We start from the raw sequence: 21,795 nt of genomic DNA, 5'->3' as shown, positions 1-21,795 counted from the left end.
CCTAGGACCGGTCAGAACATGCTGTAACCACCGTCGATGAGCGTCGTGCTGCCCGTCTGGAAGGACGACGCATCGCTCGCGAGATAGACGGCGATGCCTTCGAAATCCTCCGGGGTACCCCACCGGCCGAGCGGCACGCGGCCGATGACGTTCGAGTTGAAGACGTCGGACTCCTGCAGCGGACCGGTCATGTCGGTGGCGATCCAGCCCGGCAGCACGCTGTTGACCCGGATCCGGTGACGCGCGAACTCGACGGCACAGCCGTTCGCGAGCGCGAGCACCGCGGCCTTGCTCGCCGCGTACGGCTGGTTGCGTCCGGCGCCCTGCAGTGCACCGAGGCTCGACGTGACGATCATCGAACCCCCGGTGCCCTGCTCGACGAGCACACGCGAGGTCTCCCGCATCGTGAAGAACGCGCCGTCGACGTTCGTCGCCATGACGGCGCGGTACCGCTCGGTCGTCGACTCGTGGAACTTCTGCAGCGACGACCCGATGCCGGCGTTGACCACCACGATGTCGAGCCCACCGAAGTCGTCGACGAGCGCCGCGACACCGTCGGTCACGGCCTGCTCGTCGGAGACGTCGACCGCGCGGGTGGCCACGCGGCCGGCGAACCTCCCGATGTCGGCCGCGGCCTTCGCGAGCTTGTCCTCGCTCCGACCCCACAGGGTGACGTCGGCGCCGGCACGGGCGAGCCCCCGGGCCATGCCGAGACCGATCCCCGCGGAACCACCCGTGACGAGAGCGCGCTTACCTGTGAGGTCGAACATCGAATCCCTCTTCCCTGAAACGATTACGCGTACCCGGCGGCGATGTCGCGGCCGATGATCTCCTTCATGATCTCCGTGGTGCCACCGTAGATCGTCTGGATGCGTGCATCGACGTAGGCGCGCCCGATCGGGTACTCCATCATGTAGCCGTACCCGCCGTGCAGCTGCACGCAGCGGTCGACGACACGCTTCTGCAGTTCGGTCGCCCACCACTTGGCCTTCGACGCATCCACCGGTGTGAGCTCCCCGGCGTTGAGGGCGAGTACGCACCGGTCGACGTGCGACTCGGTGATCTCGATCTCGGTGAGCATCTCGGCGAGCGCGAAGCGGGTGTTCTGCAGGTCGCCGATGGGCTTGCCGAATGCCTTGCGCTCGAAGACGTACTGCACGGTCCACTCGTAGGCGGCCCGCGCCGAGGTGATCGCGCTGACGGCGATACCGATACGTTCGAGGGGCAGGTTCTCCATCAGGTGCACGAAGCCGCGACCCTCGGTGCCGAGCAGGTTCTCGGCGGGGACACGGGCGTCCTCGAAGACGAGTTCGGCGGTGTCCTGCGCGGCGAGACCGACCTTGTGGAGCTTGCGGCCTCTGCTGAAACCGGGGGTGTCGCGCTCGACGACGATGAGCGAGAAACCTTTCGACCCCGCGTTCGGGTCGGTGCGGCACACCACGATGACGAGATCGGAGTGGATTCCGTTGGTGATGAACGTCTTCTGGCCGTTGATCACCCACTCGTCACCGTCGCGTACGGCGGTGGTCTTCACGCCCTGCAGGTCGGATCCGGCTCCGGGCTCGGTCATCGCGATCGCGCCGATACGCTCACCGGTGGCCATCTTCGGCAGCCAGCGGGCCTTCTGCTCCTCCGTGCCGAGGTGCACGATGTACGGGATCGTGATGTCGTCCTGCAGTGCGAGTCCGGCGCCGAACGAGGTCGTTCCGGTGCGTGCGATCTCCTCCTGCACGACGTGACGGAACCGGTAGTCGGTCACGCCCGAGCCACCGAATTCCTCCGGCGCTCCCAGACCGACGATGCCGGACTTACCGGCGGCGATCCATGCCGAGCGGTCGACGAGCCGTTCGTCTTCCCACTTCTCGTAGTTCGGTTCGATCTCGCGGGCGAGGAACTCGCGAACGGTCTCCCGGTACGCCTCGTGATCGTCGTCGAAATGGGTGCGCTTCAAGGGGTTCTCCTAAAGGGTCAGGCGTTCACGCGCGACATCATGCCGGTGAGTCGCTCTGCGATGAGGCTTTCGGCGTCGGCGACGATGCGCTCGACGAGTTCGCCCGCGGGGGGATTGTCGTGGATGATGCCCTGCACCGTGCCGACGGTCCAGATTCCCGCCTCGGGATCACCGTTCTCGTAGACCAGACGGCCGCGGGCACCGGCGACGAGTTCACGCACGTCCTCGAACTGTCCACCGCGGTCGAGGATTTCGACGACCTCACGGCTGACGGTGTTGCTCGCCACGCGGGCAGTGTTGCGCAGCGGACGGAAGATCAGTTCGGTGTCGGTCTCGTTCGCCGCGACGATCGCTTCCTTGATGTTCTGGTGGATCGGAGATTCCTCGGTGCACATGAACCGGGTACCCATGTTGATGCCATCGGCGCCGAGAGCCAGGGCGGCGACGAGACCGCGACCGTCGCCGAAGCCGCCGGACGCGATCATCGGGATGGTGATCTTCTCTGCGGCGGCGGCGATGAGCACGAGGCCGGGGACGTCGTCCTCACCGGGGTGGCCGGCGCATTCGAAGCCGTCGATGCTGATGCCGTCGACACCGATGTCCTGCGCCTTGACGGCGTGCCGGACGCTGGTGCACTTGTGCAGCACCTTGATTCCGGCGGCGTGGAAGTCGGGCAGGTGCGGCGCGGGATTCGATCCGGCCGTCTCCACGATCTTCACACCGGAGTCGATGATGACCTGGCGGTACTCCTCGTAGGGCGGCGGGTTGATCGCCGGCAGGATCGTGAGGTTGACGCCGAACGGCTGGTCGGTGAGCTCGCGGGTGCGCTCGATCTCCTTCGCGAGATCCTCGGGGGTCGGTTGCGTCAGAGCGGTGATCATTCCGAGCGCGCCGGCATTGGCGACCGCAGCGACGAGTTCGGCGCGGCCGACCCACTGCATCCCTCCCTGCACGATGGGATGGCGGACGCCGAAGGTTTCGGTGAAGGCGGTGGTCAGCACGGCATGGACTCCTTGCGTGGAGGTGGTTCGAAAGACTCTCAGGCGGCCGGGTGGCCCACGACCCGCAGTGCGATCACGATGTACCGCTGGGCAACCTGAGCGGGAGTGAGGGGACCACCGAGCTGGTACCAGCGGACGATGGACTGGAACATCCCGAGGAGAGCGCGCACGGCCTCCTCGACGTCGTCGACGTCGAACACCCGCTGGTCGACGCCCTCGCGCACCAGGTCGAGCATCATCAGCTCGAGACGCTTGCGGGTCGCGGCGTAGGTCCGGCGGTTCTCCGGGGAGATGTGGCGCACTTCGGAATCCAGGCCCGAACGCTGTGCGCGGTGGGTCATGTTCAGCACGATCGCCTCGACGGCGTTGACGAAGCGGGCGACCGGGTCGTCGCCGCCGTCCGCGACCGCGGCCGAGACACGGCCGATGAGGTCGAGGACGGCGGCGTCGAGCAGCGTGACGAGAACGGCTTCCTTGTTCTCGTAGTGGTAGTACAGCGCGGGCACCGTCACGCCGACCCGGCGGGCCAGGTCGCGGACGGTGGTGCCGTGGAAACCGTTCTCGCTGAACGCTTCCAGGGCGTGTTCGAGGATGGGGTCGAGCCCCAGAGGCTGGAACTCGCGCCAGTCGGCGGACTGCACGTCCGCGTGGGGCGTGTCGGATTCCTCGGCCTCGTATGCCGGGGTCATCGACCCCCTCCTCTCACAGTCGGTGCTCGGGTCAGCGCGGGGCCATGCGGATCGCGCCGTCGAGGCGGATGACCTCGCCGTTGAGCATCGGGTTCGAGACGATGTGCGCGGCGAGGGCACCGTACTCGGACGGATCGCCGAGGCGGGCCGGGTGCGGCACCTGCGCGCCGAGCGAGGCCTGGGCCTCCTCCGGCAGCGAGCCGAGCAGCGGGGTCTTGAACAGGCCCGGTGCGATGGTGACGACGCGGATGAGCAGCGACGCGAGGTCGCGGGCGATCGGCAGGGTCATGCCGACGACACCGCCCTTGGACGCCGAGTAGGCGGCCTGGCCGATCTGGCCGTCGAAGGCGGCGACGGAGGCGGTGTTGATGATGACGCCGCGCTCGCCGTCGATCGGCTCGGTCTTCGCGATGCGCTCGGCGGCGAGACGGATGACGTTGAACGTGCCGAACAGGTTGACGTCGACGACCTTCTTGAACGCGTCGAGCGGGAAGGCACCCTTCTTGCTGACGGTCTTGATCGCGTTGCCGATGCCGGCGCAGTTCACCGCGACACGCACGGGTCCGAGCGACTCGGCCACGTCGAGGGCCTCGGTGACGGCGGCCTCGTCGGTGACGTCGGCGGCGACGAAGCGGACGCGGTCGCCGAGCTCCTTGGCGATGGTCTCACCGTTGGACGACGGCAGATCGATGATGACGATCTGCGCGCCGTCGTTCAGCAGGGCCTTGACGGTGGCGAGACCGAGGCCGGAGGCACCACCGGTGACGACGGCGACGCTGTCGTTGACGATCATTGATTACCCTTTCGAGAGTGGTTGCGGTTCGGAGATGTTCGAGACTTCGAGACGTCAGAGGCGTTCGATGACGGTGGCGTTGGCCATGCCCGCGCCCTCGCACATCGTCTGCAGGCCGTAGCGACCGCCGGTGGCCTCGAGGTGGTTGACGAGGGTCGACAGCAGGCGGGTGCCCGAGGAGCCGAGTGCGTGGCCGAGCGCGATCGCGCCGCCCCACGGGTTGAGCTTGGCCGGGTCGGCACCGAGTTCGTGCGCCCAGGCGAGCGGCACGGGCGCGAACGCCTCGTTGACCTCGTAGGCGTCGATGTCGTCGATGCCCAGACCGGCGCGGGCGAGGACCTTCTGCGTGGCCGGGATCGGGGCGGTGAGCATGAAGACCGGGTCGTCGCCGGCGACGGAGAACGAGTGGAAACGCGCACGCGGGGCCAGGCCCAGCTTGTTCGCCATCTCCTCGCTCATGATGAGCGCGGCCGACGCACCGTCGGTCAGCGGCGAGGAGTTACCGGGGGTGATGACCCACTGCGCCTCGGGGAACCGGGCCGCGTACTCCTCGGTGTAGAAGGACGGCTTCAGACCGGCGAGACCCTCGGCGGTGGTGGAGGCCCGCAGCGTCTCGTCGACGGTGTGCTGCACCTGCTCGCCCGCGGCGTTCTCGACGCTGATCGGGACGATCTCCTTGTCGAAGTAGCCGGCCTCGTAGGCGGCGGCGGCACGCTGGTGCGACTGCGCGGAGTAGGCGTCGAGGGCGTCGCGGTCGAACTTCCACTTCGCGGCGATGAGCTCGGCCGAGATGCCCTGGTTGACCAGGCCCTCGGGGTAGCGGGCGCGCACGCTCGGACCGTGGGTGTCCTTGCCGAGGGTGGCGGTGCCCATCGGGATGCGGCTCATCGACTCGACACCGCACGCGATGACCATGTCGTAGGCGCCGGCGATGACGCCCTGGGCGGCGAAGTGCGCGGCCTGCTGGCTCGAGCCGCACTGGCGGTCGATGGTGGTCGCGGGCACCGACTCGGGGAAGCCGGCGGCGAGGAGCGCGGTACGCGAGATGTTGAGGGACTGCTCGCCGACCTGGGCGACGCAGCCGCCGATCACGTCGTCGACCTGCGCGGGGTCGATGCCGTTGCGCTCGACGAGCGAGCGCAGCACGTGAGCGAGGAGTTCGACGGGGTGGGTGCCGGACAGGGCACCACCCGGCTTGCCCTTACCGACAGCGGTACGGACGACGTCGACGATGACAGCGTTGGTCATGACGATCCTTTCGAAAGTGCAGCGTGCGGGCCGGAGACGTTCCCAGCGGCGTACTTATCGATCGCTAAAAGCTCTACCACGGACTTAACGCTCGGTCAATGGTCTCTGAGAGCTAGCGCACGCTAAGCGACTCTGATAGTGATGGATCACGACCCGAGTCGAGGAGACGCCCGTGCGCGCAGCGCAATTGACCGAACACGCCGGCCCCGACGCCGTCCGCGTGACCGACATTCCCGAACCCGAGGCGGGCGATGCGCTCGTCCTCGTCGACCTGCACGCCGCCGGCGTGTCCTTTCCCGACCTGCTGCAGACGACCGGCGGCTACCAGATGGTCCGGCCGCTGCCGTGCGTGCTCGGCGCCGAAGGGGCAGGCATCGTCCGCAGTGCACCCGAGGGCAGCGGCCTCACCGCCGGACAGCGCGTCGCCGTGCTGTCCATCGACGGATCGTGGCAGCAGACCGTCGCACTGCCGCGCGAACTGGTCTTCCCACTGCCCGACAGCGTGTCCCTGACCGCGGGCGCCGGGATGCTCATGAACTACTTCACTGCACACTTCGCGCTCGACGAGCGCGCCCGGTACCGGGCGGGTGAGACCGTCCTCGTCCACGGTGCGGCGGGCGGTCTCGGGGTGGCGTCACTGCAGGTCGCGGCGGCACTCGGCCTCGAGACGATCGCGGTGGTGAGCACCGAGGAGAAGGCCGCGGTGGCCAAGGCCAACCGCGCGACCCACACCGTCCTCGCCGACGGCTTCAAGGATCGCGTCCTCGAACTGACCGGGGGGCGCGGGGTGGACATCGTGCTCGACCCCGTGGGCGGCGACCGCTTCACCGACAGCCTGCGCAGTCTCGCGCCGGGTGGACGTGCCGTCGTTCTCGGATTCACCGGCGGCAGCATCCCCACCGTGAAGGTCAATCGCCTTCTGCTGAAGAACATCTCGGTCGTCGGCGCGGGGTGGGGTGAGTACCTCCGCACCGACCCCGGCTACCCGGCGCGGCAGTGGGCCGCACTCGAACCGCTGCTGCGCGACGGGACGCTCGTCGTCCCCGAGCCCACCCTCCATCCCCTCGACGAGGCTCCGGCAGCACTGCGTTCGCTCGAGAACCGTTCCGCGACCGGCAAGGTCGCGCTCGACCTGACGTCCCGACCCTAGGAGAACAGCCATGACCGACGACCTGCCCGGTGTCGACACGACCGTCGACGACGGCGTCCTGCGCGTCACCCTCAACCGCCCCTCGCGGATGAACGCCGTGAAGACCGAGACGCTCGACGCGATCGCCGATGCCTTCGAGAAGTACGCCGACGATGCCTCCGTCCGGGTCGCGGTGCTGACCGGCGTGGGTCGCGCGTTCTGTTCCGGCGCCGACCTTTCCGGTCGTGACCTGAGCGCTCCGCCCTCCGCCGACACGATCGACGCCGCCAACCGCGCGGTTGCCGCGATCCGGGCGTTCCCCCGGCCGGTCGTCGGAGCGGTCAACGGCGCGGCCGCGGGTGTCGGCGTATCCCTCGCTCTGGCATGCGATCTCACCGTCGCGAAGGAGTCGGGATACTTCCTGCTGGCTTTCACCCGGGTCGGTCTGATGCCGGACGGCGGGGCGTCCGCGCTCGTCGCCGCGTCGATCGGTCGTGCACGGGCGCTGAAGATGGCCCTGCTCGCCGAGCGACTTCCGGCCGGTGAAGCAATGGCCTCCGGGCTCATCGCGGACGTCTACGCGGACGACGAATTCGACGGTGCGGTCGAGACTCTCGTGCAGCGACTCGCCGACGGTCCGTCGACCGCCTTCGCATCGACGAAGAATGCGATCAACGATGCGACGCTCACCGAACTCGACCATGCCTTCGCCCGCGAGCGCGAAGGGCAGCTCGTCCTGCTCGGCAGCGCCGACTTCACCGAGGGTGTGACGGCCTTCCAGGAGAAGCGCACCGCGAACTTCCGTCGCTGAGCCGTCGACCATTTCGGTGGATCCGGCCCCGCTGAGCGGGGGCGGATCCACCGAAGTCGTTTCAGGAGTCGGGGATCACGCGTTCGATGGCCGCCCGCACCAGTTCGGCGACACGGTCCTCGTCGACGATCCCGGGGAGGGTGAGCCGGTCGAGCACCAGCCAGTTCAACGCGAGATAGAGCAGCACGACGGCGTCCTCACCGCCCGGCAGGCCGGAGTGCCGGTAGTTGGCGATGTTGAAATCCAGGTCGGCGCGCACCCGCTCGGTGAGCAGGGCCTGCAGTTCGGGCCGCCGGGTGGCTTCGAGGCGTAGTTCGAGGAGCGCGAGATAGCCGGCGCGGAACCGGACGAGCCGGTCGACGACCTCCGTCATCAGCTCGATCATGGATTCGCGGGTCTGTGGCGCCTGCGACTGCGCCATGACCTCGTCGGCGGGCAGGAGCCGCTCGTAGTAGCGGTGACCCACCTGCACGAGCAGGTCGTCGCGGTTGGCGAAGTAGTTCGACGCCGTCCCCGTCGGGACCCCGGCCTCCTTGTCCACCGCGCGGAAGGTGAGCCCGCGCGCGCCGTCGCGCGCCAGCACCTCGATCGAGGCATCCAACAAGGCCTGTCGCCGTTCCGGATTCGTGCGAACCACTTGACACCACTCCATGTGTAGTACTACGTTCAAACCACTTCAATCATAGTACTACGAATGGTGGTCGGAGATGCGAAAGCTCGTCTACTACGTGGCAGTGACCCTCGACGGCTACATCGCCGGCCCGAACGGGGAGTACGACTTCTATCCGATCTGCGACGACATGGCTGCGGCGATGAGCGCGAGATATCCCGAAGCCGTTCCCACCGCGCTCCGCGAACAGGTCGGCATGCCGGTCGACACGCCGAACAAGGAATGGGACACGGTGATCATGGGGCGCGGCGCCTACGAACCCGGTCTCTCGCTGGGACTCACGAGCCCGTACAGCCACATGCAGCAGTACGTCGTGTCCCGCACTCTCGCGCCGGTAGACGATCCGCAGGTTCGGATCGTCGACACCGACCCGGTCGAGCTGGTCCGCAAGCTGAAGGCGGAAGAGGGGCTCGACATCTGGCTCTGCGGTGGCGGCAACATCGCAGGGCAACTGGTCGACGAGATCGACCGGCTGATCTTCAAGAGCTATCCGGTGATCGCGGGCGACGGTATCCCGGCACTGTCGGGCAACTTCGCCCCCACGCGATTCGACGTCACCGCGCGCGAGGAGTTCAGTAACGGCACGCAGGTCACCTGGTTCGACCGACGCTGAACTTCGACCGCCGAACTTCGATCGACACCGGATCCGGCCGTCAGACCCCGACGGTCTTGAGGGCGATACCGACGTACTTCTGCGCGACGGCCTCGGGGCTGAGCGTGCCCTCCGCGTGGTACCAGCGCGGGATCGACTGGCACATGCCGAGCAGGGCACGCGTGGTCTCGGCGGGATCGTCCACGTCGAACACGCCCGCGGCGACACCCTCCTCGACGATCTGACGCACCAGCTGCTCGACGCCCTTGCGCACCGCGCGGTACCGCTGGCGGTTCTCGGGGCTCAGGTAGCGGGCCTCGCCTTCGAGCGCGGCGAGGCGGGCCCGCAGGGTCATGCGCAGCACGATCGCCTCGATGACGTTGGACAGCCTGCGCACCGGGTCGCCGTCGGCGTCCTCGGCGGCGGCGTGGGCTCGGGAGAGCACGTCGCTGGTCGAGAGCTCGAGAAGGGCGATGAGCAGCCCTTCCTTGTTCTCGTGGTGGTAGTAGAGCGCCGGGACGGTGACGCCGACGCGGCGCGCGATCTCCCGCACCGAGGTGCCGTGGAAGCCGGTCTCGTAGAAGGCGTCGAGGGCAGCGGTGAGGATGGGACTGAGCTGCATCGGTTCGAGGATGCGCCAGTCCGGGATCGCCTCACCGTTGGTGAGGGTGTCGGCCCCGTCGCTCGAAGCACCCATGAAACCGCACCTACCTACCGATCGCTACTTCATACGGACGCCCCGAGGATACCCGTATGTTTTGCGCTCGAAGGATCGGAAGGTGGGCGGTATCACCCCATCGGGTCGTCGGCACCACCGCGCGCGGTGTCGTGGAAGGGCGCGAAGAAGGTTCCCCAGCGCGCGCACTCCCAGCCACCGCCGGCCACCGGCACCAGTTCGACCGTCTCGGTGTTGGCCAGGTGGTTGGTGATGGCGAAGCCGGACGGCACCTTCCCCAGATAGGCGGCGACGAGTCGAATGGCGGCGCCGTGACTGACGACCACGACGTCGCCCGAACCGGCGTCGAGATAGTCGCTGCGCAGCGACTCGAGGACGGGCAGATACCGGTCGAGCACGTCGAGCGCCGACTCACCGCCCGGGACCCGCGCCCGCAGGTCGCCGTTGTGCCACTCCTCGTAGACCTTCATGAACAGCTTGTGCGACTCCTCGTCGCTGCGGTCCTCGAGCTCGCCGACCTGCACCTCGTGCACGCCCTCGTGGACGACCGTCTCGAGCGACACCGCCGGTGCCGCGTGCTCGGCCGTCTGCCGAGCACGGAGTGCCTGCGACGCGACGAGCAGCGACGGCCCGCGCTCGACGAGATTCTTCCCGAGCGTGCGGGCCTGTTCGACGCCGAGCTCGGTGAGCTCCGCACCCGGGAGTTTCGTGTCGAGCCTCCGGGCGACGTTCGCCACCGTCTGGCCGTGCCGGGCCAGGATCAATCTGCCGCTCACCCTCAGTCCTCTCCGCGCCGCAGTCGGTCGAGCCACCGCGCATCCTCGTCGTCCGACACGGGGGGGACACCGTGTTCGGACACAGCGGGCCACGATCCGAGGAAGCGCACCTGCGCGAAGCGGTGCAGTCCCTGCAGCGCCTCGGCGACCAGCGCGTCGTCGATGTGACCCACACAGTCCAAGTGGAAGAAGTAGGTGCCGTATTCCCTGCGTGTCGGCCGGGACTCGATGCGCGACAGATCGATTCCGCGCGTGGAGAACTCGGTGATAGCGCGCACCAGCGAGCCGGGCTCGTTGGGGAGCTGCAGCACGACCGAGGTGCGGTCGACACCGGTGCGTTTCGGCACCGGACGCGGCGGCGTGATGAGCACGAAGCGGGTGCGGGCGCCCTCGAAATCGGCGACCTTGTCGGCGAGCACGGACAGGCCGAGCCGCTGTCCGGCGAGCGCGGTGGACACCGCTGCGTCGACCTTGCCGGACGCGACGTCCTCGGCGGCTCCCGCGTTCGAGGCCGCGGTCACGACCTCGGCGTCGGGCAGGTGGTCCTCGATCCAGCGACGCACCTGCGCTGCGGCTACTGGATAGGCGCCGATCGTGCGGACCCGATCGCGGGTGATCCCTTCACGGGTGACCACCGTGAACGCGATGTCGAGCTCGACCTCGGACACGATCTGCAGGCGCGGCCCGAGAGCGAGGGCATCCATGGTGGGTGGCACCGAACCCTCGACCGAGCTCTCGATGGGGACGACGGCACCGTCGACCTTCCCGTCGCGCAGGAGCTGCAGGGCAGCGGGCGGGCTGGCGGCCGAGACGCGCTCGACGTCGGCGGACTCGTCGCCGAGCACGTCGAGTGCACCGAGGCTCTCGAAGCGGTCGAGGGCCATCTCGGTGAACGTTCCCGACGGTCCGAAATAGGCGATACGTGGCACGTGTACGAGGTTACGCATCGGTCGTGACCGGAAGGCGGACTCTGCGTGAACCACACCCGAGCGGTGGCTCCGTGTCAGCCGGTGGTGAGGTCGAGCGCTTCGAGCTCCCGGACGACGGCGTCGGTGTCGTCGACCTCGACGACCAGCAGGATCTTCCGCACGGCCGCGGCGGCCTCCGGCACGAGCCGCCGGAGCCGCGCCACGTCGGGAGTCGCGAGGGCTTCGCGGACGTCGAAACCGCTCAGCGCCGCGACGGTGGCGGCGAGCAGGGCGACGACCTCGTCGGTGCCGGTCGCACGGGCGGCGTAGCCGGTGTCGGCGTGGGCGAGGACGGAGAGGAAGTCGGCGACGGCGTCGGCCCCGCGACCTGCGGTCAGGCCGGGGATGTGGCCGGCCTCGGTGAGAGCGCGGGCGGCGTCGGCGAGCACGGCGTCGGGCACGTGCGGATAGACGACCAGGGGCGCCGGCGCGGTGATCGCGAGAACGTCCTCGAGTTCCTCGGCCGCGCAGTCGACCTGGTACCGGACCGGACGCCACCCGGCGGGCGAGGGCAGTTCGGCCGAGGCGTCGAGTTCGACGACGAGCTCGCGGGTCGGTGATCCGGTGACGGCAGCGGCCGGGACGACCGGTGGGGCGAGCATGCGGCCGGCCGTGTCGAGGGCGTCGGTGAGGCTGTCGTGCCGGTGCGTGAGCAGCGCGTCGAGCAGTCCGCGGGGCTCGTCGCGGGACGGCGGCATTCCGAGGGGAAGTGGGATCGGCACCGATCCAGGCTACCGACGGACCACTTGCGACCGCGATCACAATGACTTAGGTTTGCCTCACCTACATCGACAAGGAGGGTTGGCATGCAGACCACCACATCCGTCATCCCCGCGCCGACCACGGCCGAACGCGTACGCACCGCCCTCATCCGCGCCGACACGACGCAGCTCGCGATCGACGGCTGCGACCCGCTCCCCACCTCGGTTCATCACCTCCTCGACGACGGGCAGGTCGCGGTGGTCGTCGCCGAGGACAGCCTCCCCGTCGCACTCGCCTGGCAGGCCGGCAGCGCAGGCATCCCCGCCATGCTCGAGCTCACCGACCACTCCCCGATCGCCCTGCGCAATCCGGTCCGTTCGCTCATCTGGCTCAGCGGCACCCTGCGTCCCGTGGAGCATCCGCGCCGGCTCGCCGCCGAGATCGCGGAGATCCTTCCGCACCCCGAACTCCTCGACGTCGGACACCGCTCCGAACTGCTGTGCCTGACGCTCGACTCCGTCGTCGCCGCCGACACCACCGGGGCCGAGGCCGTCGACGTCACCGAGGTCCTCGACGCCGCCCCCGACCCGTTCGCCGCTCTCGAGACCGGGTGGCTCCAGCACCTCGAAGAGGACCACGCCGACATCGTGCGGCAGATCGCGCGACGCATCCCGCCCGCGCACCGCGGCGGACGGATCCGCCCCCTCGGTCTCGACCGTTACGGACTGCGCCTGCGCGTCGAGTCCGAAGGCGACGACCACGACGTGCGGATCCCCTTCCACGAACCGGTCGACGATCCCGCCGCCCTGAGCCGCGCGCTGCGCCTGCTCGTCGGCTGCCCCTTCCGCAACGGACTGCCGCCGCGCACCTGAGCGGTACGCGGCGGCAGGATTCGGAACTGGAAGGGTCGGACCTTCTGCAGAGCTGTATCGATCAGACCTTCTGCAGGTCGATACCCTTCGTTTCCTTCATGATCAGGGCGGCGATGCCGGTCGCTACGCACAGCACCATGATGTAGACCCCGAAGACCCAGCCGATGTCCCAGCCGGTGAGCAGCTGGTTCAGGTAGGGCGCGGTGCCACCGAAGACCGCCACCGAGAAGGAGTACGCGAAGCCGATGGCCTGAGTACGCAGGCGGGTCGGGAAGCTCTCCGAGAGGGTGCACGACAGGATCGCGCCCGGGATCGACACGATGAGCAGGGCGAGGGTGGTCGACACGAGCAGCGTCCACCCGGCCGACGTGATCATCGACGTCAGCGGGATCTGCAGCGCGAACATGAGGACCGCGAAGCCGCCGAGCATCGGGCGCCGGCCGATCCGGTCGGAGAGCAGACCCCAGAAGGGCAGCGACACCAGCGCGATGACCTGAGCGATGACGAGCATCCAGTAGGCGGTGTCGGCGTCCATGCCCTTCTGCGTGATCGCGTACGTCGAGACGTACGAGGTCCACGTGTAGTGCGCCGCCGTGACACCCGAGGTCATGCCGATCATCAGCAGGATCGCCCGCACGACCACCTTGCGCGGGATGCGCGGTTCGTCGACCCGGGTCTCCTGCTGGTCGAAGACCTCGCTCTCCTCCATGCTGCGTCGCAGGTAGAGGGCGAACAACGCCAGGAAGAAGCCGAGGAGGAACGGCACGCGCCATCCCCACTCACCCACGGCGCTCTCGGAGAGTGTCGAGGTGACCGCTCCGCCGATCGTGTACGCGAGCACGGAACCGCCGAAGATCGCGACGAAGGCGACGCTGCCCCACATGCCGCGGCGATGCGGCGGCGCGATCTCGCTGACGTACGAGTAGGCGGTCGCCGACTCGCCACCGTGCGCGAAGCCCTGCACCACACGGGCGAGCAGCAGGAGCACCGACGCCCACACGCCGATCGACGAGTAGGTGGGCATGAGCCCGATGACGAGGCTGCCACCGGCCATCATGAGCATGGTCGTGACGAGCACGAACTTGCGGCCGCGTTTGTCGGCGATGCGGCCGAACACGATGCCACCGAGCGGTCGCATCAGGAATCCGACGGCGAAGACCGCGAGTGTGGACAGCAGTGCCGAGACCGGATTGTCGCTGTTGAACATCGCTGCGGCGATGAACGGAGCGAACACCGCGTAGGCGCTCCACTCGTACCACTCGAGGATGTTGCCCACGGAGCTGGCGAGAAGAGACTTCTTCTTCGATGCGAGAGTCACCGAAGTTGTTGCAACAGAATTCTTCTCAGGTGTTTCGATGTTCATGTCCCTACTTCCGGGTCGCAGATTCCCCTCGGCCCACAGGGCCCCTATCCGCACCCGAGCGATCGATCGGTCGGGCGTTGTGAAGTGTGATGGGTCACAAGGACTGCTGTCAAATTGGACACATCACCGCGAGCCGGTGGGATCGCCTCCCCGCAGCGAAAGGACCGGCCACGCGGGGTCCGGCACAATCGCTCCGGTGACGACCCTCCGCGACTGGCTGCGGCCCGCCTCCCGCAACCCCGAGCCGCCCCTCGACCCCACCGAGCGCCGCGCGCTGTGGATCGAGATCACCATCGTCCTGCTCGTCACCTTCGGCCTGAGCGGGATCTCGTCGATCCTGTCGCTGGCCGAGGCGGCGCTGGCACCGGAACCACTGTCGGATCAGACCGTCGCCCTCAACACGCCGCGCTCGTCGCAGGGGTTCATCGATCTCGCCCGTCAGCTCCTCGGCATCGTGCGTCTGCTCGCCTGGGGCGCCCTCGGTCTGTACCTGCTCTGGCGCAGCGGCGTCGGACCGCGACTCGCGGGTCTCGCCCGGCCCCGTCTGCGCCGGGACCTGCTGCCCGGTGTGGGGCTGGCCGCGCTGATCGGGCTCCCCGGCCTGGCGTTGTACCTGGTGGCGCGCGCCGCCGGCCTGAATCTGACGGTCGCGCCGAGCCTGCTCGAGGACTATTGGTGGCGACTGCCCACCGAGGTGCTGTGGGCGATCGCCAACTCCGGCGCGGAGGAGATCCTGGTCGTCGCCTATCTCCTCACTCGCCTGCGGCAGCTCGGCTGGTCGGAGAATTCGTCGTTGCTCGCCTCCGCCCTGCTGCGCGGCAGCTACCACCTCTACCAGGGCATCGGCGGCGGGTTCGGCAACGTCGTCATGGGCCTGGTCTTCGGACGCTACTGGCAGCGCACCGGCCGGTTGTGGCCGCTCGTGATCGCCCACGCACTCATCGACACCGTCGCCTTCGTCGGCTACCAAGCACTGAGGGGCCACGTGTCCTGGCTGCCCTGAACGTAGAGTTGTCCGGGTGAACGGCGACCCTCGCGACCCTCGGAACCGGCCGCGGCCTCCGCAGGGACCTCCCCCGCAGGGCCCTCCTCCCCGGCGGGCAGTACTGCCGAACCAGCAGCGCGGGGTACCGCCGAACCAGCAGGCAGGAGTACCCCCACAGCGACCCGCCGGACCGCCTCCGCGGCGCCGCGGCGGTCCCCCACCGTCCCCCGAGGGCACCCAGGTGCTGAGGCGCGACGGACGGCCGCAGTCACCGCAGGCGTGGTCGCAAGCGCCCGCGCCGAACTACCGACCCGCGCAGGCTCCGCGGCAGGACCGGCAGCAACCGCCTCCGCAGCAGCAACGACGCGACTGGGCGCCGACGCAGCGACCCGAACGGTTCGCCGAACCCGCCCCGAACCGGCGTCCTCCGCGCGGGAACACCCCACCGCCCGCACCCCCGCGACGCCCTGCGGCACCGCCCTCCCGACCCGCACCGCGCCGCCCGTTGGGTGCCCGGCGCATTCTGCGGCGACTCGCGATCGTCCTGGTCGTGCTCGTCGTCGCGATGGGCGCGAGCATGGTCTACCTCGACGGCAAACTCGCGCGCGTCGATGCACTCGCCGACTACGACGGCCGTGTCGGCGACACCCCCGGCACGAACTGGCTGCTCGTCGGTTCCGACAGCCGGGTGGGACTCACCCCCGAGCAGGAACAGGAACTCGCGACCGGCGGGGAGGTCGGCGCCGACCGCACCGACACGGTGCTCCTCGTCCACATCCCGCCCGGTGGCGGCGCCACGACGATGGTCTCCCTGCCCCGCGACTCCTACGTGAGCGTCCCGGGCTTCGGCCAGGACAAGCTCAACGCGTCGTTCGCGCTGGGTGGGCCGCAGCTGCTCGTGCAGACGGTCGAGGGCGCCACGGGCGTGCACATCGACCACTACGCCGAGATCGGCTTCGGCGGGTTCGCGTCGATCGTCGACGCGGTCGGCGGGGTCGACATCTGCGTGCCCTATCCGATCGACGACCCGCTCGCCGGGCTCAGGCTCGAACCGGGATGCCAGGAGCTCGACGGGGCGCAGGCCCTGGGCTTCGTGCGTACGCGCGCCACCCCGCTCGCCGACCTGAACCGGATGAACAACCAGCGCCTGTTCCTGTCGGCGCTGCTGAGCAAGGCCACGAGCCCCGGCACCTTCCTGAACCCGTTCCGGGCGTGGTCGCTGATGTCGGGTGCGGCCGGGTCGCTGCGGGTCGACGACGGCGACCATCTGTGGAACCTCGCGCGACTCGCGTGGGCGATGCGCGGCGAGACGGTCACCACGACGGTTCCGGTGGGCGGATTCGACGACGTCTACGGCATCGGCAACGTCCTGCTGTGGGATCGTGAGCGCGCCGTGCCGTTCTTCGGAGCCATCTCGGAGGGCGACCCGATCCCGCCGGAACTGCTCGCTCCGGCCCCCTGACGGACGCCGCGAATCGTCGTCGATCTTGGGGAAGGCTGTCCGAATTTTCCGTAGGGTAGCCGATGCTGCCTTGTGGAAGGGTAGCCAACACTTGGATGAAAAACGCGTTGACCTGCACTAACGTCGTGATCATGACGACGATGGGCGACATGACCAAGACCAAGTTCCACACGCTGCTGCACGACCAGATCCGTTACGAGTTCACGGCGTCGCATCAGTACATCGCCATCGCGGTCTTCTACGACAACACCGATCTCCCGCAGCTGGCGAAGCACTTCTACGCGCAGGCCGTCGAGGAGCGCAACCACGCCATGATGATCGTCCAGTACTTCCTGGACCGCGACATGGCCGTCGACCTCACCGGCGTCGACGCGGTGCAGTCGATGTTCGAGGATGCTCGCGAGCCGATCGCGCTGGCCCTCGCCCAGGAGAAGAAGGTCACCGACCAGATCGTCGAGCTCGCCCGCACCGCGCGCGACGAGGGCGACTACCTCGGCGAGCAGTTCATGCAGTGGTTCCTGCAGGAGCAGGTCGAGGAGGTCGCGACGATGACGACCCTGTTGACCGTGGCCGACCGTGCCGGATCCAACCTCTTCAACCTCGAGGACTTCGTGGCCCGCGAGCTCAACTCGAAGGTGCGCGAGCCGCGCGGCAACGCCCCGCTCGCCGCCGGCGGCGCCATCTGATCGTTCCTCCATCCGGGGACAGCCCACCCGGAACGACGAAGGCCACCTCCCGCAGGAGGTGGCCTTCGTGCTGTCGTGAGCAGGTCAGCGCAGGGTGACCTGCCGGCTGCGCAGGCCGTCGCGCGACCGGCGCTCGGCGGCGGTGAGCGGCTCGTCCACGGCCAGGGCCTCGTCGAGACGCTGCCCGAACTCGATCGTCGGGGCGACCCACTCGTCGGGGTGCTTCTCGCGGTCGAGGTCGAAGACCGGCACCAGCAGGCCGTGGGTGCGGAACGAACCGGCAAACCGCGATCCCTCACCGAGGTGCAGACCGCCCGCCGCGTGCACGCGCGACAACGCCGCCATCAGCGCGTCCTCGTCCTCGGGGCGCACCCAGCGCAAGTGCGCCTTCTCGCCCGGATCGACCCACCACGCGCCGCGGAGACCGTCGCCCTCGAGACGCGCCGACGGCAGCACGGCTTCGTTCGCGTGCTTGACGGTGTGCGCGATCTCGGCGCTCGGTTCGACACCCGCCGGGATCCACCAGTCGAAGTCGTTGTGGACGGTGATCGCCGGCACGGCTGCCGGGTCGATCAGCTCGGCCAGCGGCGGGGTGTCGTCGTCGACGCTCGCGACCTGCAGCGACGAGCCCGGCTCGGCCGTGTGCGCCCAGTGCAGGGCCGCGGCCAGTTCACCCGCCGGGTCCGGTCCGAAGCCGGCGGCGAGCTGCAGGCCGACGTACGCGACCGGCGCACCGTTCTCCTCGCGGACCAGGGCCGCGACCCCACCGGGAAGGATGGTCGCACCCACGACGCGACGGCCGTCCTCGGCCGCGGGCAGCTCCGCGAGGGCCGACGGCACGAACTCGCGCAGTGCCACGAGATCGCATTCGAAGGCGAGTCCTTCGAAGGGCCGGGACGTCGCGGCGGCCGCTGCTTCCCGCTCGAGCCGGCGCTGCTCGAGCTTCGCGGCGCGGTTGCTGCCGGGCTTGGGTCCGCTGTTTCTCTTGCTCTTCTTGGCCACGGCGTCAAACTACACGGCGACCCGTGTCGCGATGTCGAGGTCGCGGGACGAGGTGGGGGTGCTCACCGATCGAAGGCGGCGTCGAGCTGCAGCTTGGTGCGCCCGGGATGGTTGGTGGCGACCCACTCGACGCCCAGCTCACGGCACAGCTCGACGTCGGCGGGGTCGTCGACGGTCCAGCAGTAGGTGGCCCGGCCCGACAGCGCGGCCCGGTCGACGAGATCGCGGTGCTCGCGCAGCGTCGCGATCGACGGGCCGACAGCGGTCGCGCCGACGGTGGTCGCGGCACTGCCGCGCAGGTAGCGCGAGGTCTCCCCCAGCAGCACGGTGGGCAGCAGCGGCGCGGCCCGGCGGATGCGCCAGACGGCCCCCGCCGCGAACGACATCACCACCACCCGGGAGAAATCGGCGGAGGCCGGGGTCGCGAGACCGAAGCGGGCCAGTTCGGCGAGCAGTTTGCTCTCCACGAGACCGCCGTAGCGGACGGGATGTTTGGTCTCGACGAAGACCTTCACCGGGACGCTCGTGAAGTCCATGACGAGTTCGAGCAGTTGCCGCAGCGTGAGCAGGTCGGCGGGCTCGCCGGGACGTCCGTAGTCGTACTGCGCGAGCTCGTCGAGGGTCATCTCGCTGACGACACCGGTGCCGTTCGACGTCCGGTCGATCGTGCGGTCGTGCACGCACACGAGGTGACCGTCGCGGGTGAGCCGCACGTCGCATTCGACGCCGTCGGCGCCTTCCTTCAACGCGAGTTCGTAGGCACCGATCGTGTGTTCCGGGAGCGCGGCGGACGCACCGCGATGCGCGACGACCCGGGGATGCGCGCTGCGGGTCACGGCGCCACCGCCTCGGCGCGCTCCTCGTCGTCCGCTCGTTCGCCGGCCGGCTCCTCCGGAGCGTCGTCCTGGTCCTCGCGGGCCTCTTCCCGTTCGCGCACGGCGGCGGGGACGATGGGCGCGATCGGCGACGAGGCCGGACCGGTCGCATGAGTGAAGCGGCGACGACGCAGCGGCCGTCCCCACAGATCGGCGTCGTCGAACAGACGCAGGACGTGCAGGGTCGACAGCGCGACGACCGCCCCGAGCGCCGCGAGGACGGCGGTGAGCAGGACACCGTCGGCGCGGGCCTGCAGGGTGTCGCGCTGGCGCCACGCGAGCAGCGCCACCATGAGCACGCCGTTGACCACCCACAGCACCCACCAGGTGCGGATCGCGCGGAGCAACCGCGGGTCGCGGTCGGCGATCTCGGTGAGGAAGACACCGGGCATCGCGAGGTTGAGGCCCGGAACGACCAGCCCGGCGAGGATGGACAGCGACGACCGCGACTCGACGAGACCACGCTCGGCGTAGATGCGCCGGCGCAGGTCGATCAACCGCAACCCGGATGCGACCGCCGCGGCCAGCGCCACGACCGGCCCGACCACCTGGGTCGCCCACACCGCGGCATCCGACACCGCGAGCACGAGCGGGTCGACGAGACGGGTGCGGTTGTACAGCAACACTCCGTACCGGACGGCCTCGGCGACCGCCGCGAGACCGAAGACGACGGCGGTGCCGACGAGCAGCGTCGGTGCGAGGTCGGCGGCGGTCTCGGCGCGATCCGGTTCGACGTCCTCGTCCGGGAGAGGATCGAGCAGTCCCCAGCGGGGCATCTCGCGATAGGACGGGGTCTCGGCCGACGGACGCCCACGCGGAGGCGACGCCGGTTCGGTCGTCGGAGGGCCACCCGCCGGCCGCGCGACCCAGCGGAAGTTGCGGCGCGACGGAGGAACCGACCCGTCGGGGGCGACGGGTGAGAGCAGCACACCGCGGCAGGCCGGGCACCACTGCCGCGGCTGATAGGTCACCGGCCAGCGATTCTCACAGCGCACACAGATCTGATAGGCCGACATCAATAGATCTTTGCCGGTTCGTCGCGCTCGGAGACGAGCGGGAGTCCGTGCTTCTGCCACGCCACCATGCCGCCGGCGACCTGGAAGGTGTCGTACCCGATGCGGGCCAGGTACTCGACCGCTCCGAGAGAGCGGCCGCCCTGCCTGCAGATCACGTAGATCTCGGCGTCGGGGTCGAGTTCCTCGATGCGGGCGGGCACGTCGGCGAGCGGAATGTGCAGCGCGCCGGGGGCGTGTCCGAGTTCCCATTCGTCGTCCTCGCGGACGTCGAGGAGGACGACCTCGTCGCCGAGTTCGGGTACCAGGTCGACCGACACGGTGGGCACGTCGGAAAAGCTCACGTCTCAATAGTGGCACGCGGCATGAACGGATGTGGGTGTGGTCGTACCGATCTTGTTGCGCAGGTGGGGCCGGTGGGTCCTCCACAACACTCCCCATCAACCCCATCCGCTGGAGTTATCCACAGTTTCCACAGGTTCATCAACAGGTCTATCCACGCATGGGGAATCACACTCGAGACATCTCACAGTGGACAGGCGCCCGCCGATACCCCGTGCGGGTTCCGGCGCTGAAATGATCGAGTCATGGAATTACGCATCTTCACCGAACCCCAGCAGGGCGCCACCTACGACGACCTCCTCGCCGTCGCGCAGACCGCGGAACGACTCGGCTACGGCGCGTTCTTCCGCTCCGACCACTATCTGGCCATGAACGCCGAGGGCCTGCCCGGACCGACGGACGCATGGATCACCCTGGCCGGTCTCGCCCGCGACACGTCGACGATCCGCCTCGGCACGCTCGTCACCTCGGCGACCTTCCGGTACCCCGGCCCGCTCGCGATCTCCGTCGCGCAGGTCGACACCATGAGTGGCGGACGCGTCGACTTCGGCTTCGGAGCCGGCTGGTTCGAGGAGGAGCACCTCGCCTACGGCATCCCCTTCCCCACGCTGAAGGAGCGGTTCGACCGCTTCGAGGAGTCCCTCGCGGTCATCACCGGCCTGTGGGACACCCCTGAGGGCGAGACGTTCTCGTACGAGGGCGAGCACGTGCGGATCGAGAACTCCCCGGCGCTGCCGAAGCCGTACCAGCGTCCCCACCCGCCGATCGTCATGGGCGGCGCGGGCAAGAAGCGCACGCCGGCACTGGCGGCGCGCTACGCCGACGAGTTCAACGTGCCGTTCAAGTCGCTCGACGAGACGAAGGTCCTGTTCGAGCGTGTGCGCTCGGCCTGCCGGGATGCCGGACGCGACCCCGAGGAACTGACCTACTCGAACGCACTCGTGCTGTGCTGCGGCCGGGACGAGGACGAGATCGCGCGTCGCGCGGCACGGATCGGCCGTGAGGTCGACGAACTGCGGGAGAACGGACTCGCGGGTACCCCGCAGGAGTTGATCGAGAAGATCCGCACCTTCGCCGAGGCCGGGACGCAGCGCATCTACCTGCAGGTCCTCGATCTCGCCGATCTCGAGCACCTCGAACTGGTGGCGAACGAGGTCATGCCCGCCGTCGCGGATCTCTGACGCGCCTC

General features: G+C 69.0%; 24 protein-coding genes. 8 read left to right on the top strand and 16 right to left on the bottom strand.

What is annotated here, in order from left to right; all coding sequences use genetic code 11:
• Positions 1-11: 11 nt before the first annotated feature.
• Genes ACWPOC_RS02825 through ACWPOC_RS02800 form a run of 6 tightly spaced genes read right to left on the bottom strand, consistent with a single transcriptional unit; the run spans position 12 to position 5,682 of the window.
• Positions 12-770: an SDR family NAD(P)-dependent oxidoreductase gene (locus ACWPOC_RS02825; RefSeq protein WP_120281051.1), complete on the bottom strand. Its 759-nt coding sequence runs from the start codon at positions 768-770 to the stop codon at positions 12-14.
• A gap of 23 nt (positions 771-793) precedes the next feature.
• Complete coding sequence (locus ACWPOC_RS02820) at positions 794-1,951, bottom strand: acyl-CoA dehydrogenase family protein (protein WP_120281050.1); 1,158 nt, start codon at positions 1,949-1,951, stop codon at positions 794-796.
• A gap of 17 nt (positions 1,952-1,968) precedes the next feature.
• Positions 1,969-2,952 carry an NAD(P)H-dependent flavin oxidoreductase gene (locus ACWPOC_RS02815; protein ID WP_455407966.1) on the bottom strand — a complete coding sequence of 328 codons (984 nt, stop codon included), beginning with the start codon at positions 2,950-2,952 and terminating at the stop codon, positions 1,969-1,971.
• Between the two features lie 38 nt (positions 2,953-2,990).
• Positions 2,991-3,641, bottom strand: coding sequence for a TetR/AcrR family transcriptional regulator (locus ACWPOC_RS02810; protein ID WP_159417023.1), 651 nt, complete (start codon positions 3,639-3,641; stop codon positions 2,991-2,993).
• A gap of 31 nt (positions 3,642-3,672) precedes the next feature.
• Complete coding sequence (locus tag ACWPOC_RS02805) at positions 3,673-4,434, bottom strand: 3-hydroxyacyl-CoA dehydrogenase (RefSeq protein WP_016691832.1); 762 nt, start codon at positions 4,432-4,434, stop codon at positions 3,673-3,675.
• 54 nt (positions 4,435-4,488) lie between these two features.
• A complete protein-coding gene (locus ACWPOC_RS02800) occupies positions 4,489-5,682 on the bottom strand; it encodes a thiolase family protein (protein ID WP_455407965.1) in 1,194 nt (397 codons plus the stop codon).
• 172 nt (positions 5,683-5,854) lie between these two features.
• Here ACWPOC_RS02800 and ACWPOC_RS02795 point away from each other — a divergent pair, with 172 nt between their 5' ends.
• The gene (locus ACWPOC_RS02795) at positions 5,855-6,832 is read left to right on the top strand and encodes an NADPH:quinone oxidoreductase family protein (RefSeq protein ID WP_455407964.1); all 978 of its coding nucleotides are present in this window, start codon (positions 5,855-5,857) and stop codon (positions 6,830-6,832) included.
• Positions 6,833-6,842: 10 nt separating this feature from the next.
• A complete protein-coding gene (locus ACWPOC_RS02790) occupies positions 6,843-7,622 on the top strand; it encodes an enoyl-CoA hydratase (protein WP_455407963.1) in 780 nt (259 codons plus the stop codon).
• Positions 7,623-7,683: 61 nt separating this feature from the next.
• On the opposite strand, the gene ACWPOC_RS02785 is transcribed toward ACWPOC_RS02790, so the two are convergent.
• Positions 7,684-8,259, bottom strand: coding sequence for a TetR/AcrR family transcriptional regulator (locus ACWPOC_RS02785; RefSeq protein WP_455407962.1), 576 nt, complete (start codon positions 8,257-8,259; stop codon positions 7,684-7,686).
• 70 nt (positions 8,260-8,329) lie between these two features.
• Between ACWPOC_RS02785 and ACWPOC_RS02780 the strand changes: the two genes are divergently transcribed.
• The gene (locus ACWPOC_RS02780; protein WP_455407961.1) at positions 8,330-8,905 is read left to right on the top strand and encodes a dihydrofolate reductase family protein; all 576 of its coding nucleotides are present in this window, start codon (positions 8,330-8,332) and stop codon (positions 8,903-8,905) included.
• A gap of 40 nt (positions 8,906-8,945) precedes the next feature.
• On the opposite strand, the gene ACWPOC_RS02775 is transcribed toward ACWPOC_RS02780, so the two are convergent.
• The 4 genes from ACWPOC_RS02775 to ACWPOC_RS02760 all read right to left on the bottom strand — a co-directional run bounded on the left by ACWPOC_RS02775 (position 8,946) and on the right by ACWPOC_RS02760 (position 12,002).
• Positions 8,946-9,581, bottom strand: coding sequence for a TetR/AcrR family transcriptional regulator (locus tag ACWPOC_RS02775; RefSeq protein ID WP_006553412.1), 636 nt, complete (start codon positions 9,579-9,581; stop codon positions 8,946-8,948).
• A gap of 92 nt (positions 9,582-9,673) precedes the next feature.
• Positions 9,674-10,336, bottom strand: a complete 663-nt coding sequence (locus ACWPOC_RS02770; protein WP_455407960.1) for a histidine phosphatase family protein — start codon at positions 10,334-10,336, stop codon at positions 9,674-9,676.
• Between the two features lie 2 nt (positions 10,337-10,338).
• On the bottom strand, positions 10,339-11,265 hold the full coding sequence (gene pheA, locus ACWPOC_RS02765; RefSeq protein ID WP_159417030.1) for a prephenate dehydratase: 927 nt from the start codon (positions 11,263-11,265) through the stop codon (positions 10,339-10,341).
• 74 nt (positions 11,266-11,339) lie between these two features.
• Entirely contained in the window at positions 11,340-12,002 is a 663-nt protein-coding gene (locus ACWPOC_RS02760) for a hypothetical protein (protein WP_455408013.1), read from the bottom strand.
• Between the two features lie 108 nt (positions 12,003-12,110).
• Between ACWPOC_RS02760 and ACWPOC_RS02755 the strand changes: the two genes are divergently transcribed.
• On the top strand, positions 12,111-12,878 hold the full coding sequence (locus ACWPOC_RS02755; protein ID WP_159417031.1) for a DUF2470 domain-containing protein: 768 nt from the start codon (positions 12,111-12,113) through the stop codon (positions 12,876-12,878).
• Positions 12,879-12,939: 61 nt separating this feature from the next.
• On the opposite strand, the gene ACWPOC_RS02750 is transcribed toward ACWPOC_RS02755, so the two are convergent.
• Positions 12,940-14,241, bottom strand: a complete 1,302-nt coding sequence (locus tag ACWPOC_RS02750; protein ID WP_033097859.1) for an MFS transporter — start codon at positions 14,239-14,241, stop codon at positions 12,940-12,942.
• A gap of 196 nt (positions 14,242-14,437) precedes the next feature.
• Here ACWPOC_RS02750 and ACWPOC_RS02745 point away from each other — a divergent pair, with 196 nt between their 5' ends.
• The 3 genes from ACWPOC_RS02745 (at position 14,438) to ACWPOC_RS02735 (ending at position 17,374) form a co-directional block, all read left to right on the top strand.
• Positions 14,438-15,244 carry a CPBP family intramembrane glutamic endopeptidase gene (locus ACWPOC_RS02745; RefSeq protein WP_159417033.1) on the top strand — a complete coding sequence of 269 codons (807 nt, stop codon included), beginning with the start codon at positions 14,438-14,440 and terminating at the stop codon, positions 15,242-15,244.
• Positions 15,245-15,467: 223 nt separating this feature from the next.
• On the top strand, positions 15,468-16,688 hold the full coding sequence (locus tag ACWPOC_RS02740) for an LCP family protein (RefSeq protein ID WP_455407959.1): 1,221 nt from the start codon (positions 15,468-15,470) through the stop codon (positions 16,686-16,688).
• 140 nt (positions 16,689-16,828) lie between these two features.
• Positions 16,829-17,374, top strand: coding sequence for a ferritin (locus ACWPOC_RS02735; protein ID WP_230789963.1), 546 nt, complete (start codon positions 16,829-16,831; stop codon positions 17,372-17,374).
• A gap of 84 nt (positions 17,375-17,458) precedes the next feature.
• On the opposite strand, the gene ACWPOC_RS02730 is transcribed toward ACWPOC_RS02735, so the two are convergent.
• From ACWPOC_RS02730 to ACWPOC_RS02715, 4 genes are all read right to left on the bottom strand, one after another.
• Complete coding sequence (locus ACWPOC_RS02730) at positions 17,459-18,376, bottom strand: DUF5926 family protein (RefSeq protein WP_159417034.1); 918 nt, start codon at positions 18,374-18,376, stop codon at positions 17,459-17,461.
• Between the two features lie 62 nt (positions 18,377-18,438).
• A complete protein-coding gene (locus ACWPOC_RS02725) occupies positions 18,439-19,212 on the bottom strand; it encodes a glycerophosphodiester phosphodiesterase (protein ID WP_016694581.1) in 774 nt (257 codons plus the stop codon).
• Entirely contained in the window at positions 19,209-20,267 is a 1,059-nt protein-coding gene (locus ACWPOC_RS02720) for a DUF4328 domain-containing protein (RefSeq protein ID WP_455407958.1), read from the bottom strand. The genes ACWPOC_RS02725 and ACWPOC_RS02720 overlap by 4 nt, the downstream gene beginning before the upstream one ends.
• The gene (locus ACWPOC_RS02715) at positions 20,267-20,593 is read right to left on the bottom strand and encodes a rhodanese-like domain-containing protein (RefSeq protein ID WP_059382076.1); all 327 of its coding nucleotides are present in this window, start codon (positions 20,591-20,593) and stop codon (positions 20,267-20,269) included. The genes ACWPOC_RS02720 and ACWPOC_RS02715 overlap by 1 nt, the downstream gene beginning before the upstream one ends.
• Before the next feature lie 258 nt (positions 20,594-20,851).
• Between ACWPOC_RS02715 and ACWPOC_RS02710 the strand changes: the two genes are divergently transcribed.
• Entirely contained in the window at positions 20,852-21,787 is a 936-nt protein-coding gene (locus tag ACWPOC_RS02710; protein WP_455407957.1) for an LLM class F420-dependent oxidoreductase, read from the top strand.
• Positions 21,788-21,795 lie beyond the last annotated feature (8 nt).

The organism is Rhodococcus sp. 5G237 (genome assembly GCF_053764735.1).
Note: the sequence above shows the minus strand (reverse complement) of the source record. Positions and strands in the feature narration are given on the sequence as shown.